The sequence below is a fragment of the Streptomyces sp. NPDC048504 genome, assembly GCF_043200035.1.
In the GTDB taxonomy this organism is placed as follows: domain Bacteria; phylum Actinomycetota; class Actinomycetes; order Streptomycetales; family Streptomycetaceae; genus Streptomyces.
The window spans coordinates 16,848-32,004 of record NZ_JBICXA010000007.1; the positions used below are offsets into that span (position 1 = coordinate 16,848).

A 15,157-nucleotide genomic window follows, 5' to 3' on the forward strand; every position below is an offset into this window, starting at 1 on the left:
GCGACATATCCATCACGAGATGGTCACTCTTCCTTCACCGACCTCACCGGGGCAATACGGTCCATGTCTCACCAGACACAGGGGGACGACATGACCCACCCGTACGCCACACCACCCATGCCCCAGCCCCAGCCGCCGTTCCGGCCCGTCCGCCACGCACCCCGCTGGGCCCGCAAGCGGTACGTACTCCCCGCCCTCGCCCTGGCCTTCTTCATCGGCGTCGGCGCGGGCGGCTCGGGCCAGGACAAGAAAACCGACACGACGGCCGACGCGAAGCCCGCGGCGGCCAGCCCCCAGCCGACGATGACCGTCACGGCGACGACGACGGAGACGGCGACCCCGGCGCCCGCCCCCACGATGACCACGACGAAGACCGTCAAGGTCACGAAGACGGTCACCGCGGAGGCGGCCGCGGGCAGCGGCTCGGGTTCAGGTTCCGGCTCGGGTTCCGACGACTCCAACTCCGGCGGCGGCAGCACCTATTACACGAACTGCACCGCGGCCCGCGCGGCCGGCGTCACACCCCTGCACGTGGGCGACCCGGGCTACGACTCCCATCTCGACCGGGACGGGGACGGGGTCGCCTGCGAGTGAGTTCCGAGCTGTCGTAACCGCTCAGTGCGCGGGGTCCGTGATCCGGCGGTCGATCTCGAAGGCGAGGGTGAGTTCGGCCAGTTCACGGGGTTGGGACAGTGACCGGCCGGTGTGGTCCTGGAGTCGGCGCAGGCGGTGCCGGACGGTGTTGGGGTGGCAGAACAGGGCGGCGGCGGCACGGTCGGCGGAGCCGTCGGCGTCGAGCCAGGCGCCGAACGTGTCGAGCAGCAGGGCACGGTCGCGGTCGGTCACCTGGTCGAGCGTGCCGAGGGTGGCGTGGGCGACGGTCCGCATGACCTGCGGGGCGCCGGCTGCCGCGACGGCCAGCGGGTCCCGGTCGAAGACGGTGACGCGCTGCCCGTCGTACGCACCGCGCAGCGCGATCCGGGCCAGCTTCCGGGCCTCGGCGGTTCCGCGCAGGTCGGGGTAGAGCGGGCTGATCCCGATGCGGCCCTCGGTGGCGGCCTCCAGGGCGTCGGCGAGGGCTGCGACACCGGGGTCGGCGCCGGGCAGCCGTGCGATGCCGACCTCGGTGTCGTGCAGCAGTCGCCACGCGGAGGACACGCCGAGAGGTCGAAGCAGGTCCTCGGCGCGCGTGAACGCGTGACGTCCGGCCTCCGGTACCTGGGCCGCGACGACCACGTAGGGACCCTGTGCCGGCAGTCGCAGGATGTCGGCGGCCTCGTACACCTCGTCGTCGCCCAGGCGGCCTTCGAGGAGCGCCTGAAGTACGGCCGAGCGTTCGGCTTCGCGGCTGAGGGTCTGGGAGGTGATCTCCTCGCGGTAGCCGTCGGCCATCTCCTGGGTGAAGGTGTCGAGCACGAGCCACATCTCGGAGGCGGCGCGGAGGGCGGCCCCGGGGGCGACCTCGCCGGTGGCGGCGGGTTCGGCCAGGTGCTCCCACAGGAACCGGGCGGATACGCGGTACGCCTCCATCACCGAGGTGAGCGGGACTCCTGCCTGTGCGCGCCGTCGGCCGTTGTCACGGGACTCGGGTGAGGTCAGCGCCGGGGCGTGGCCCATCGGGCCGAAGACGAAGTCGATGTTCGCCAGACAGGTGCGCCGCAGTTCCGCGGCCGTGATCACGTCGTCGCTCCGGTAGACCGGCACGGCCGCCCGGATCCGCTCGACCATCTCGTCGGCCAGTTCACCGGCCCGCTCCAGCATCCGAGCGCCCAGCAGTGCGACCTGTGCGCCCATGGGATCGGGCTCTGGATGTTCCATGCGCCAACCCTAGCCGCCCACCGTCCGCCGAAAGGGCGATGGGAAGCCTTCACGTTGTTCGTGGGGACAATCCAGGCGGGCAACTCGTGTAGCCCCGGACATCGTCCCGAGACCGCCCTCAGGGCAAGGATGAGAGCGCAGCCGGTACCCCCAGCAGAACAGAAAGGCGGCACGCCATGAGCCTGACCCCCCGCGAGCGGCAGGAGATCGCCCAGGCGAACGCGTCGGGCCTCAAACCGGTCGTGTTCGTGCACGGGCTGTGGATGCTGGCCTCCAGTTGGCAGCCGTGGCGCGCGTTCTTCGAGGAGAACGGCTACGCCACGCTGGCCCCGGGCTGGCCGGACGACCCGGAGACCGTCGCCCAGGCGCGGGCGAACCCGACGGTGTTCGCCGGCAAGAGTGTCCAGCAGGTCACCGACCACATGGCCGAGGCCATCGGCGCGCTCAGCAGGCCGCCGGCGGTGATCGGCCACTCCTTCGGCGGGCTGATCACCCAGCAGCTGGCCGGGCGGGGACTGGCCGCGGTCTCCGTACCGATGGACTCGGCGCCGTTCCGCGGGGTGCTGCCGCTGCCGCTGTCCGCGCTCAGGTCGGGGCTGCCGGTGCTGGGCAACCCGGCCAACTACCGGCGCTCCGTCGCGTTGACCTACGAACAGTTCCGCTACTCGTTCGCCAACGCGGTGGGCGAGAGCGAGGCCAAGCGGCTGTACGAGACGTATCCGGTGGCCGGCTCCGGCATCCCGCTGTTCCAGGCCGCCACCGCGAACATCAATCCGTTCACCGAGATCAAGGTCGACACGAAGACCCCGCGGCGCGGCCCGATGCTCCTGATCACCGGCGAGAAGGACCACATCGCACCGTCGGCGATCGCCAACGCCTCCTACAGGAGGCAGAAGCGCAACACCGCGCCCACCGCCATCCGCGAGATCCCGAATCGCGGCCACTCCCTGGTCTTCGACAGCGGCTGGCAGGACGTCGCCGACGCGGCCCTGGCCTTCGTCAAGGAACACCACTGATCGGGACTCGGTGATGCGACGGCCGGCAGGACGGCGGCACCCACAAGGGCACGCGCTCGCCGACCTGTCACCGCCGGACAGCCTTCCAGGCCTCGCTACGGTGGACCACATGAAGCTCTCGCCAGTCGTCGCCCGGGAACGTTTCGCCGCGTCCCCCGTCGCCCGACTGGCGACAGCCGACGCTCAGGGGGTACCGCACGCGGTTCCCGTCACCATCGCCGACCTCCGATAACTCCCGGACGCGGCCCGACAACCGGCACAAGAGGGCGGCACCCCCCGCACAGGGGTGCCGCCCTCTTTCACGGTCCGGGACCTTCGCCGCGTCGGTGAGGGTCAGGATGACCGACGACAGCCCCGGGGTCCTTGGATGCCGTACGACTGAATGCCGTACGGCCTACCGGTGGTCGCTCCCCTGCCCCGCCGAAGCCGCCCGCCCCGCCTCAAGCCTGGCCACCGGGATCCGGAACGGGGAGCACGACACGTAGTCCAGTCCGACCTCGTGGAAGAAGTGGACCGACTCGGGGTCGCCGCCGTGTTCGCCGCAGACGCCGAGCTTGAGGTCCGGGCGGGTTTCGCGGCCCGCCTTCGCCGCGAGCTTCACCAGGGAGCCGACGCCGTCGCGGTCGATCGTCTCGAAGGGGGAGACGCCGAAGATGCCCTTCTCCAGGTAGGCCGTGAAGAAGGAGGCCTCTACGTCGTCCCGGCTGAAGCCCCACACCGTCTGCGTGAGGTCGTTCGTGCCGAAGGAGAAGAACTCCGCCGCCTCCGCGATCTGGCCCGCGGTCAGGGCCGCGCGCGGGAGTTCGATCATCGTGCCGATCGACAGCTTCAGGGATGTACCCGTTGCCGCCTCCACCTCCGCTACGACCTGGTCGGCCTCCTCGCGGACGATCTCCAGTTCCTGGACCGTGCCGACGAGCGGGATCATGATCTCGGCGCGCGGGTCGCCCTTCGCCGCCTTGCGCTCGGCGGCGGCCTCGGCGATCGCCCTTACCTGCATCGTGAAGAGGCCGGGGATCACCAGGCCCAACCGCACACCCCGCAGCCCCAGCATCGGGTTCTGCTCGTGCAGGCGGTGGACCGCCTGGAGGAGACGCAGGTCGTTCTCGTGGGACTCCTGGCGGGACTCGGCGAGCGCTACGCGGACCGACAACTCCGTGATGTCCGGGAGGAATTCGTGCAGCGGGGGGTCCAACAGGCGGACGGTGACCGGGAGTCCGTCCATCGCCTTGAACAGCTCGACGAAGTCGGCCTTCTGGAGCGGGAGAAGAGCCTTGAGGGACTCCTCGCGTTCGGTGTCCGTGTCGGCCAGGATCAGGCGTTCCACCAGCTCGCGGCGGTCGCCGAGGAACATGTGCTCCGTACGGCAGAGGCCGATGCCCTGCGCCCCGAAGCGGCGGGCGCGCAGCGCGTCCTCGGCGTTGTCGGCGTTGGCGCGGACCCTCAACCGGCGTACGCGGTCCGCGTATCCGATGATCCGGTGGACCGCCTCGACCAGCTCGTCGGCGTCGTCGGCGCCCGCGTGCATCCGGCCCTCGAAGTACTCGACGACGGGGGACGGGACGACCGGGACCTCGCCGAGGTACACCTTGCCGCTGGAGCCGTCGATCGAGATCACGTCGCCCTCCTCGACCACGTGACCACCCGGCACCGTCATCCGGCGCCGCTTGGTGTCGACCTCAAGCTCCTCCGCGCCGCAGACACACGTCTTGCCCATGCCCCGCGCCACGACGGCCGCGTGGGACGTCTTGCCGCCGCGCGACGTGAGGATGCCCTCGGCCGCGATCATGCCGTCGAGGTCGTCGGGGTTGGTCTCGCGGCGGACGAGGATCACCTTCTCGCCCGAACGCGACCACTTCACCGCCGTGTACGAGTCGAAGACCGCCTTGCCGACCGCCGCACCCGGCGAGGCCGCGATGCCCCGCCCGACCTGCTGGACCTTCGCCTCGTCGTCGAAGCGCGGGAACATCAGCTGCGCCAACTGCGCGCCGGTGACCCGCTGGAGGGCCTCCGCCTCGTCGATCAGCCCCTGGTCGACGAGTTGGGTCGCGATACGGAAGGCCGCACCCGCCGTCCGCTTCCCCACCCGCGTCTGCAGCATCCACAACTGCCCGCGCTCGATGGTGAATTCGATGTCGCAGAGATCCTTGTAGTGGTTCTCCAGGGTCTTCATGATCTGCATGAGCTGGTCGTACGACTTCTTGTCGATCTGCTCAAGTTCAGCGAGCGGGACGGTGTTTCGGATGCCGGCCACGACGTCCTCGCCCTGCGCGTTCTGCAAGTAGTCGCCGTAGACGCCCTGGTGGCCGCTGGCGGGGTCGCGGGTGAAGGCGACGCCCGTGCCCGAGTCGGGGCCGAGGTTGCCGAAGACCATCGAGCAGACGTTGACCGCCGTGCCGAGGTCGTGCGGGATGCGTTCCTGGCGGCGGTAGAGCTTGGCGCGTTCGGTGTTCCAGGAGTCGAAGACCGCGTGGATGGCGAGGTCCATCTGCTCGCGCGGGTCCTGCGGGAAGTCGCGGCCGGCCTCGGTCTTGACGATCCGCTTGAACCGGGTGACCAGCTTCTTCAGGTCGGCCGCGTCCAACTCGGTGTCGACGGCGACCTTCTTGACCTCCTTGGCCTTGTCGAGCGCCTCCTCGAAGAGGTCGCCGTCGACGCCGAGGACAGTCTTGCCGAACATCTGGATCAGGCGGCGGTACGAGTCCCACGCGAAGCGCTCGTCGCCGGCCTGCTTCGCCAGGCCCTGCACGGACTTGTCGGAGAGCCCGATGTTCAGGACCGTGTCCATCATGCCGGGCATCGAGAACTTCGCCCCGGAACGGACCGACACGAGGAGGGGGTCGTCGGCCTGCCCCAGCTTCTTGCCCATCGTCGACTCAAGCGCGTCGAGGTGTGCACTCACCTCGTCACGCAGTGCCGCCGGCTCCTCGCCACTGTCGAGGTACGTCTTGCACGCCTCGGTGGTGATGGTGAAGCCGGGAGGGACGGGAAGGCCCAGGTTCGTCATCTCGGCGAGGTTGGCACCCTTGCCGCCGAGGAGGTCCTTGAGGTCCTTGTTTCCCTCGGTGAAGTCGTAGACGAACTTCACTACGTGGGGTTCTTTGTTTTCCGACACGGGTCTCGACTCCTCGGGACGCGGGTGGCTGCCCTGACGGCCAGGAACATACCCAGATCGAAGGCGTCTGGGTACGTCCACTTGCATGTCATGCGTCTGTAACCGGCAGTCCGCCAGCGGATCGAAAGTCAAGGCTCGGCAAGCGAATACCGCCGGATGTTTTCACTTCTTGAACGCGACGCGGCCCATCAGCGCTCATTTACGCTCACATGAGCGGCTCGCGGCTCGGCTGTTTTCGATCGATGAACGATCAAGGGGTGGCACGGAGTGCCACCCCTTGGAGAAGTGCAGCCGCGCAAGATCCGCTCACCTGAGCGCCACCCCTATCAAAGGTGGCGAGAATCACGCTTCCACACCGGACCGGATTTCACCATCCGGACGAGTCTCGGGACGGAAACGCGGACGTCACATGCCCAGCGCGAGCAACCGCTCCTCCACCCGCTCCGGGGCGTACAGATGCTCCACGACCAGCGCCCCCGCCCCCACCAGCCCGGCCCGCTCACCCAGCCGTGAGGTCAGTACGTGCAGATGAGCGGTGGAGCGCGGCAGCGCCCGCTGGTACAGCAGCTCGCGTACGCCCGTGAGGAAGGACGTTCCGGCCAGGTCTCCCGCGATCATCAGAACCCCGGGGTTCAGCAGCGTCACCACGGTGGCCAGAACGTCTCCGACCTGTCGTCCCGCCTCGCGGGCGAACGCGGCCGCTCCCGGATGCCCGGACGCGAGCAGGTCCCGCACATCCGAGCCGGACGCCGCCGGCACCCCGGTCTCGGCCAGCCGTCGCGCCACGGCACCACCGCTGGCGACGGCGGCGAGACAGCCGTAGGACCCGCAACGGCACAGCGCCTGCGCGCCCGCCGGGACGCGGATGTGGCCGATGTCGCCGGCGCCGCCGTCGATCCCCCGGAAGATGGAACCGCCGACGACCACTCCGGCACCGATACCCGTCGACACCTTGACCAGGACGAAGGCCGAGCAGTCGGGGTGCCCGGTGCGCTGTTCGCCGTAGGCCATGAGGTTGGCGTCGTTGTCGACCAGGACCGGGACCCGGGGGGCGCCGGTGTGTTCGGTGAAGGCGCGCGCCAGGCGGCCTCTTATGTCGTAGCCGTCCCAGCCGGGCATCATCGGCGGCTGGACGACGCGGCCGGTCTCGCTGTCGACGGGCCCGGGGACCGCGAGGCCGATGCCGCAGACCTCGGACGGCTGGTGTCCGGCCTTCTCCAGGAGTTCGGCGAACCAGCGGCCGAGTTCGCCCAGTACGGCGTCCGGGCCGTCCTCGATGACGAGCGTGCCGCCGTGCTCGGCGAGGATCTCGCCGGTGAGCGAGAGGACGCACGCGCGCGCGTGGCGGGTGTCCAGGTCCGCCGCGAGGACTACGGCGTGGGCGTCGTCGAATTCCAGGGTGATCGAGGGCCTGCCGCCCTGCGGGGAGTCCACCGGGCCGCCCGCGCCCTCGCGCAGCCAGCCCGCGCGGAAGAGCCGGTCCAGGCGCTGGCCGACGGTCGCGCGTGAGAGTCCCGTCACCTGTTGGAGGGCGCCGCGGGTCGTGGCGCGCCCGGTGCGTACCAGTTCGAGCAGATCGCCGGCGCTCGCCTGACCTCGTCCAGTCATGCGCACCCCCTTGTGTTTCTCAACCCTGCATTACATATTGAGTTTTGCGTGTTAAATAGACGTAACCCTACGGTAGCCATGACCGAACCGGTCGGCACGATGTGTTTCGTGGAGTCCCGAGTGGATCGCACTGCCCAGCTCACAGCCCTCCCCGTGGAACGCACCTTCGTATACGATCCGCCACCCTTGTCAGGTTCGCTGCACCTCAGGGCGGCTGCCGTACTGGAAGGGAACTGGACGGGTACCTCAACCGTCCCCTCCCGCGGTCTGTATCCGCACCAGTGGTCCTGGGACTCCGCGTTCATCGCGATCGGTCTGCGGCACCTCTCGCCGCTGCGGGCGCAGACGGAGCTGGAGACGCTGCTCGCCGCCCAGTGGGGCGACGGCCGTATCCCGCACATCGTCTTCAACCCCTCCGTACCGCTCGACGCGTACTTCCCGAGCCCCGACTTCTGGCGCTCCTCGACCGCGGGGCGCGCAGCGGGCGCCCCGCGCACCGTACAGACCTCGGGCATCGTGCAGCCACCGGTCCACGCGCTTGCCGCGTGGCTCGTGCACTGCGCCGACCCGGGCCTGTCCCGCGCGCGTGGCTTCCTCGCCGGTGTCTACCCCCGGCTGGCCGCCTGGCACCGCTATCTGCTGCACCGGCGGGACCTGGGCGGGGGCGGGCTCGCGTCCGTCGTACATCCCTGGGAACAGGGTATGGACAACAGCCCTTGCTGGGACGCCCCGTTGAGCCGGATCACGCCCGCCCCGGCCCGTTCCTTCCGGCGCGCGGACCTCGACCACGGAGCCGCCGAGGACCGGCCGACGGACTTGGACTACGGCCGTTACGTGCGGCTCGCGACGGACTACCGGGACGGTGATTACAGGGATGGGCTGGGCGGGAGATACGGGGCCGGGGCAAGCGAGTTCGCCGTGGAGGACCCGTCCTTCAACGCCCTGCTCATCGCCTCCGAGCACGCACTGGCCCGTATCGCCCGGGAGTTGGGGGCGACGGGCACGGCCCGGCACGCGCGCGCGGAGCGCCTCACCGGGGTGCTGATCGAGCGGCTGTGGGACCCGGCGGAGGGCATGTTCTTCTGCCGCGACGTACGCGGCGAGGGCCTGATCCCCGAGCGCAGCGTCTCCGGCCTGATCCCGCTCCTCCTCCCCGACCTGCCCCGGGACATCACCACGGCCCTGGTCCGTACGGCGTCCGGCCCGCACTTCGGGCTCGGCGACACCACTCGACTCCCGCCCAGCTACGACCTGTTGGGCGAGGCCTTCGATCCGCACCGGTACTGGCGCGGCCCTGCCTGGTTCAACACGAGCTGGCTGCTGGAGCGCGGCCTGCGACTGCACGGCGAGCGGCCGCGGGCGGACGCCCTGCGCGAGGCGGTCCTGGAGACCGCCGCCACCACCGACTTCGCCGAGTACGTCGACCCGTACGACGGTGAGGCGTGCGGCGCGACCGGCTTCAGCTGGACCGCCGCGCTGACCCTCGATCTGCTCCACGAGCCCCCTGGACACGGCGTGTCCGCCGCGGGACTCGGCACGTTCGACATGAGTGACACACGTGACTGACACGGACGTCAGTGACACAGAAGTCAAGGTCGCCAAGAGAATCAAGGGAGGGGACCGGGGATGACGGACCGGCATCATCTGCTCGTGCACGGCGGGACGTTCGCAGCCGTGGGCGACGGCGGGGACATCAGCGGCGTACGGGGCGGCAGTTCCCCGGACGGGTTATTCGTACGGGACGCCCGGCACCTGAGCCGCTGGCAGTTGACGGTCGACGGCGCGGTGCCGGAGGCGCTGACGCCGGTGGCCGACGGGGACATGGCGCGCTGTGTCCTCGTCCCGCGCGGCGGCCGCCAGGAGCCGCCCGCGCACACGCTCTTCCGTGAACAGGCCGTCGGCGACGGCGCGTTCGTCGAATCGCTGAAGGTGACCAGCAACCGCCCGGTGCCGACGACGGTCCGGCTCGCGGTCACCGCGGACGCCGACTTCACGGACCAGTTCGAACTCCGCTCCGACCACCGCACCTACGCGAAGACCGGCGCCACCCGCTCCCGCCAAGTCCTGGAGGACGGCGTGGAGTTCGCCTACCAGCGCGGCGAATGGCGTTCTTGTACGACGGTCACGGCCGAGCCCGCTCCCGACGGCGTCGAGGAGACCGGCACCGGCGCCCGCCGCATGGTGTGGACCCTGGACCTCGAACCGCACGGCACCGCCGAGTTGGCGCTCCGCGTGATGGCCCGCCCGCACGGCGACAAGCGCGCCCTGCGGGTACCGCGCTCACCGTCCGCCCTGAACGACCAACTCATCGCCCTGGAGGGCGAGTACGTCCAGGGCGTCTCCTTCCCCACCGGCTGGCCGGAGTTGGCCGCCGCCTGCGCCCGGGGCCTGTCGGACCTGGCCTCGCTCCAGGTACCGGCGACGGGCCCCGACGGCGAGGAACTGCGCGTACCGGCGGCGGGGGCACCCTGGTTCCTGACCCTGCTGGGCAGAGACGCACTTCTGACGTCATTGTTCGCCCTCCCGTACCGCCCCCAACTCGCCGCCGCCACACTGCCGGCGCTCGCCGCGACCCAGGCGACGGACGTGGGCCCCGAGTCGGTCTCCCAGCCCGGCAAGATCGTGCACGAGGTGCGGCACGGCGAGCTGGCGCACTTCGGGCAGGTGCCGTACGGCCGTTACTACGGCTCGGTGGACGCGACGCCGCTGTTCCTGGTGCTGCTCGGCGCGTACGTGGAGCAGACCGGCGACACGGCCCTGGCCCGCCGCCTGGAGCACAACGCCCGTGCCGCGATCGGCTGGATGCTCGACCACGGCGGCCTGACCTCGCGCGGCTACCTGGTCTACCGCGCCGACCAGGGCGGCCTGGCCAACCAGAACTGGAAGGACTCCCCCGGCGCGATCTGCGGCGCCGACGGCACGCGGGCGAGCGGTCCGGTGATGGCGGCGGGGGCGCAGGGTTACGCGTACGACGCGCTGCGCCGCACGGCTCAACTCGCCCGCACGGTATGGGAGGACGAGACCTACGCGGCCCTTCTGGAACAGGCGGCGGCCGACCTCCGGGACCGTTTCCAGCGGGACTTCTGGATGCGGGACCACTCGTTCCCGGCGCTGGCACTGGACGGCGAGGGCCGACAGGTCGACGCACTGGCGTCGGACGCGGGCCACCTGCTCTGGTCCGGCCTGCTGGACAAGGAGTACGGCGAGCTGGTCGGCCGCAGACTCCTGGCCCCGGACTTCTTCTCGGGCTGGGGCGTCCGCACCCTCGCCTCGGGTCAAGCGGCGTACCACCCGCTGTCGTACCACCGGGGTTCGGTCTGGCCGCACGACAACGCGCTGATCACGCTGGGCCTGGCCCGCTACGGCCTGCACGACGAGGCCCGCACGGTCGCGCACGCGCTGGTCGACGCGGCGACGGCGACCGGCCACCGCCTCCCGGAGGTCATCGCGGGCTACGGCCGCGACACCCACCCGGATCCGGTTCCGTACCCGCACGCGTGCGTACGGGAGTCCCGTTCGGCGGCGGCTCCGTTGGCGCTGCTCACGGCGGTCGGGGGCGCGTGACACAACGGTGATAAGCCGTTTGCCGGGTGTTTGCCCAGTTCCGTGAACAGGGGCCCGAGGCAACTCGTACGGAAGAGGGGCGGTCCTGCCTCCCCAGTCGGACCGCCCCTCTACTCCGATCACGGGCCTCGCACGGAAGGACCTTCGGGTTGCCTCAGCACACGAGCACACGCCAGACACCGAATACGGCCGGGGCAGCCGATGGCGAGGTACTGCCCCCGGACACGAACGACGAACCGACACCGGACGCCGCGATAGCAACGCCGGAGGCCGCACCTGGGGCCTCCGACATCGCCGCCGACACTGGGACCAAGTCCGGGGCAAGTGCGGGGAGTTCCGCAGTCGGTGAGGCCGAGGCCGACACTTCCGAAGTCACCGCGAGCGAGGCCAAGGCCGGCACGTCCGCAGCTGCCGTCACCGAGACCGACCTGTCGGTGGGCCCCGACGGCGAGACCAAGGCCAGAACCCCCGCAGTCGCCGAGACGAAGGCCGAGCGCCTCGCGAGCGTCAAGAGCAAGGCCAGGCCTTCCGCCGATGCCGCGACCAAGGCCGGCTCCGCTGCGGGCGCCAAGACCGAAGCCGGCACTTCTACCGCCGCCAAGACCGAGGCCAGCTCGCCTGCTGGCGCCGCGACCGAGGCCGGTTCCCCTGCAGGCGCGGCGCCCGAAGCCGACGCTTCTCCCACTGCCGAGCCCGAGCAAGCCGAAGCCCCCGCGCCCGACCGGGCCGTAGAAGCGCCCTCCGGGGCTACGGCGGAAGCCGCGCCCGACACCGCGTCCAGCGCCGTGAAGTCCGGGACAGCCGAGGCTGTCGACGCCACCGCCCCCGGAGCCGCAGACTCCGAAGCACCCGACCCCGAGGCCGCCGAGAACGCCACCGCGACCAACCCGGACACCGAAGCTGAAGCCTCAGCCACCGACGCGGACGCGGACACCTCAACCGACCCCGGAGCCGCCGTAGACACCGCCTCCGGCGCCACGAAAGCCACCGCCCCCCGCCCCAAGCGCCCCGGCCCCCGCAGCTGGAGCAGCCGGCTCGGCCTCCGGCGTCGTATGCAGGCCTGGCGCGAACAGCACCCCGTGGCCGCGCTCACGCTCTCCTGGGTCGTCACGTTTCTCGCCGCCGTGCTGGTTTACGTCTGCCTCGAAATGCCCAACACGCTGGGGCAGTTGAGGCTCATGGAGTTCGCGCGGATACCGGCCGAGGCGATCATGGCGGCCGTGGTTCTGCTGAGTCTGCCGCGGCGGGCCCGGATCATCGTGGCCGCGGGCTTCGGCGCGCTCGTCGGGGCCATCGCCGTGCTGAACATGTTCGACATGGGGTTCAACGAATACCTGGGCCGGCACTTCAACATCATCCTGGACTGGAGCCTGTTCGGGGATGCCCGCGGGTATCTGAAGGACACCTTCGGCGGGGCGGCCACGCAGGCCATCACGGTCGGCCTGATCGCGCTCATCGTCGTGCTGATCGTCCTCGTCGCCCTGGCGATGGTCCGGCTCAGCAACGTCCTGGTGACCTACAAGGCCATCGCGACCAAGGGCACCCTGATCGCCGGCACGGTGTGGATCACCCTCACCGCGTTCGCGCTGGAGTTCCACGGCATCCCGCTCGCCGCCGACCACACCGCCGGCGTCATCAAGTACCAGGTGCGCGCGATGCAGGAAACCCTGCGCGACGAGGCCGAGTTCAAGAAGGTCGCCAAGGTCGACGCCTTCGGCAACACCCCCGGCAGCCAGCTCGTCCCGGACCTCCGCGGCAAGGACGTGATCTTCACCTTCATCGAGAGCTACGGCCGTAGCGCGATCGAGGACCCGATCATGGCGCCCGGTGTCGACTCGACGCTCGCCGCCGACACGACGGCCCTCTCCAAGGCGGGCTTCGCCGCGAAGAGCGGCTGGCTGACCTCGGCGACGTACGGCGGCAGCAGCTGGCTCGGCCACTCCACCACCATGTCGGGCCTGTGGGTCAGCAACCAGCAGCGCTACCGCACGGTGATGGCCAGCGACCACCTGAGCCTGACCGACGCCTTCAAGAAGACCGGCGACTTCGACACCGTCGGCGTGATGCCGGGCGTGCAGAAGGCCTGGCCGGAGCAGAGCTTCTACGGCCTCGACAAGGTCTACAACGCCTTCCAACTCGGCTACAAGGGACCGAAGTTCAGCTGGTCCACGATGCCCGACCAGTACGCGCTGGAGCAGTTCCAGAACCAGATCCACAGCAAGCCCCGCACCGACGGCAAGTCCCTGATGTCGATGATCATCCTGACGTCGAGCCACCAGCCCTGGGCGCCGATCCCGAAGCTCGTCCCCTGGGACCAACTGGGCAACGGTTCGGTCTTCGACGCGATCCAGAAGGCCGGCAACAAGGCGTCCGACGTCATCGCCGACTCCACCAAGTCCCGCCAGGAGTACGGCAAGTCGATCCAGTACTCGGTGAACTCCCTCACCCAGTGGCTGGAGCGCTACGGCAACGACAACACCGTGCTCGTCTTCCTCGGCGACCACCAGCCGATCGCCCGCGTCAGCGGCAACCACGCCAGCCGTGACGTCCCGATCTCGATCGTCGCCAAGGACCCCAAGATCCTTCAGAAGATCGACAGTTGGAACTGGACCGACGGCCTGCGCCCCGCCCACAGCGCCCCGGTGTGGAAGATGAGCGACTTCCGCGACAAGTTCCTCACTGCGTACGGCTCGACGCCCCACCCGAAGAACAACTGAGCGGCGGAAGAAGAACTGAGCAGCCACCCAACTGACCAGCTGCCCAAGGGCGTTCAGCCGCCGGACGTGTCCAGCTCCGCGTCCTCGCTGATCCCCGCGCAGTCGTACGGGTCCTTCAGCCAACCGTCCGGCAACACCACCCTGTTGTTGCCGGACGTACGGCCGCGGGGCCCGTCCGCGCCCACCGGCCAGGGCTGGTCGAGGTCCAACTCGTCGAGCCCGGCCCGGAGTTCCTCCAGCGAGGAAGTGATCGCGAGCCGCTTGCGCATCTCGCTGCCGACCGCGAAGCCCTTCAGGTACCAGGCGACGTGCTTACGGAAGTCGATGACTCCCCGCGCCTCGTCCCCGATCCACTCACCGAGCAGCGTCGCGTGCCGCACCATGACGTCGGCGACCTCGCGCAACGACGGCTCCAAGACGTTCTGTTCACGCCCCTCGAACGCGGCCACGAGGTCGGCGAACAGCCACGGCCGCCCGAGGCACCCGCGCCCGACCACGACCCCGTCGCACCCGGTCTCCCGCACCATCCGCAGCGCGTCCTGCGCCGACCAGATGTCGCCGTTGCCGAGCACGGGGATCTCCGGCACATGCTCCTTCAGGCGTGCGATCGCGTCCCAGTCCGCCGTGCCGCCGTAGTGCTGGGCGGCCGTGCGGCCGTGCAGCGCGATGGACGTGACGCCCTCCTCGACGGCGATGCGGCCGGCGTCGAGGAACGTGATGTGGTCGTCGTCGATGCCCTTGCGCATCTTCATCGTGACGGGCAGGTCACCGGCCCCGCTGACGGCCTCCTTCAGGATCGCCCGCAGCAGGTTCCGCTTGTACGGCAGCGCGGAGCCGCCGCCCTTGCGGGTCACCTTCGGCACCGGGCAGCCGAAGTTGAGGTCGATGTGGTCGGCGAGCCCCTCCTCCGCGATCATGCGGACGGCCTTGCCGACGGTCGCCGGGTCCACGCCGTACAGCTGGATCGAACGCGGCGTCTCGGTCGCGTCGAAACGGATCAGCTGCATGGTCTTGTCGTTGCGCTCGACCAACGCCCGGGTCGTGATCATCTCGCTCACGAACAGACCCTTGCCGCCGCTGAACTCCCTGCACAGGGTGCGGAAGGGCGCGTTGGTGATCCCGGCCATGGGGGCCAGGACGACGGGCGGCGAGACGGTGTGCGGGCCGACCTGCAAGGGGGCCGCAGCCGGGGACACGGGCGGGGCGACGGGCGCGGAGACGGGCATGGACATTGCTCCATTGTCCCGTACGACGCCGGGTACTCGGGCCGAGGATCATGTATCGGTAATTAGTTAGCCGCACTATCGAGTTTGGCGTAC

10 protein-coding genes are annotated in these 15,157 nt (G+C 70.1%); 6 read left to right on the forward strand and 4 right to left on the reverse strand.

Annotated elements, in window-relative coordinates; genetic code table 11:
• Nucleotides 1-90 precede the first annotated feature (90 nt).
• Nucleotides 91-594: an excalibur calcium-binding domain-containing protein gene (locus ACGFY9_RS18465; protein ID WP_393755941.1), complete on the forward strand. Its 504-nt coding sequence runs from the start codon at nucleotides 91-93 to the stop codon at nucleotides 592-594.
• 21 nt (nucleotides 595-615) lie between these two features.
• Here ACGFY9_RS18465 and ACGFY9_RS18470 read toward each other — a convergent pair whose 3' ends face one another.
• Entirely contained in the window at nucleotides 616-1,818 is a 1,203-nt protein-coding gene (locus ACGFY9_RS18470; protein WP_393755319.1) for a PucR family transcriptional regulator, read from the reverse strand.
• A 176-nt stretch (nucleotides 1,819-1,994) separates the two neighbouring features.
• Between ACGFY9_RS18470 and ACGFY9_RS18475 the strand changes: the two genes are divergently transcribed.
• Together ACGFY9_RS18475 and ACGFY9_RS18480 are read left to right on the forward strand one after the other, a co-directional pair.
• A complete protein-coding gene (locus ACGFY9_RS18475; RefSeq protein ID WP_393755320.1) occupies nucleotides 1,995-2,834 on the forward strand; it encodes an alpha/beta hydrolase in 840 nt (279 codons plus the stop codon).
• A 109-nt stretch (nucleotides 2,835-2,943) separates the two neighbouring features.
• Entirely contained in the window at nucleotides 2,944-3,066 is a 123-nt protein-coding gene (locus ACGFY9_RS18480; RefSeq protein WP_393755321.1) for a pyridoxamine 5'-phosphate oxidase family protein, read from the forward strand.
• Nucleotides 3,067-3,228: 162 nt separating this feature from the next.
• Here ACGFY9_RS18480 and ppdK read toward each other — a convergent pair whose 3' ends face one another.
• Entirely contained in the window at nucleotides 3,229-5,949 is a 2,721-nt protein-coding gene (gene ppdK / locus ACGFY9_RS18485; RefSeq protein ID WP_393755323.1) for a pyruvate, phosphate dikinase, read from the reverse strand.
• A 405-nt stretch (nucleotides 5,950-6,354) separates the two neighbouring features.
• Nucleotides 6,355-7,557 (reverse strand): ROK family protein, encoded by a 1,203-nt coding sequence (locus ACGFY9_RS18490; protein ID WP_393755324.1) that lies wholly within the window; start codon nucleotides 7,555-7,557, stop codon nucleotides 6,355-6,357.
• Nucleotides 7,558-7,677: 120 nt separating this feature from the next.
• On the opposite strand from ACGFY9_RS18490, the gene ACGFY9_RS18495 reads away from it, so the two are divergent.
• The 3 genes from ACGFY9_RS18495 to ACGFY9_RS18505 all read left to right on the forward strand — a co-directional run bounded on the left by ACGFY9_RS18495 (nucleotide 7,678) and on the right by ACGFY9_RS18505 (nucleotide 13,838).
• On the forward strand, nucleotides 7,678-9,123 hold the full coding sequence (locus ACGFY9_RS18495) for a hypothetical protein (protein ID WP_393755326.1): 1,446 nt from the start codon (nucleotides 7,678-7,680) through the stop codon (nucleotides 9,121-9,123).
• Nucleotides 9,124-9,183: 60 nt separating this feature from the next.
• Nucleotides 9,184-11,121 carry a glycogen debranching N-terminal domain-containing protein gene (locus ACGFY9_RS18500; RefSeq protein ID WP_393755328.1) on the forward strand — a complete coding sequence of 646 codons (1,938 nt, stop codon included), beginning with the start codon at nucleotides 9,184-9,186 and terminating at the stop codon, nucleotides 11,119-11,121.
• A 1,052-nt stretch (nucleotides 11,122-12,173) separates the two neighbouring features.
• Nucleotides 12,174-13,838: a sulfatase-like hydrolase/transferase gene (locus ACGFY9_RS18505; protein ID WP_393755943.1), complete on the forward strand. Its 1,665-nt coding sequence runs from the start codon at nucleotides 12,174-12,176 to the stop codon at nucleotides 13,836-13,838.
• Nucleotides 13,839-13,891: 53 nt separating this feature from the next.
• Here ACGFY9_RS18505 and dusB read toward each other — a convergent pair whose 3' ends face one another.
• The gene (gene dusB / locus ACGFY9_RS18510) at nucleotides 13,892-15,070 is read right to left on the reverse strand and encodes a tRNA dihydrouridine synthase DusB (RefSeq protein WP_393755329.1); all 1,179 of its coding nucleotides are present in this window, start codon (nucleotides 15,068-15,070) and stop codon (nucleotides 13,892-13,894) included.
• Between the last annotated feature and the right edge of the window lie 87 nt (nucleotides 15,071-15,157).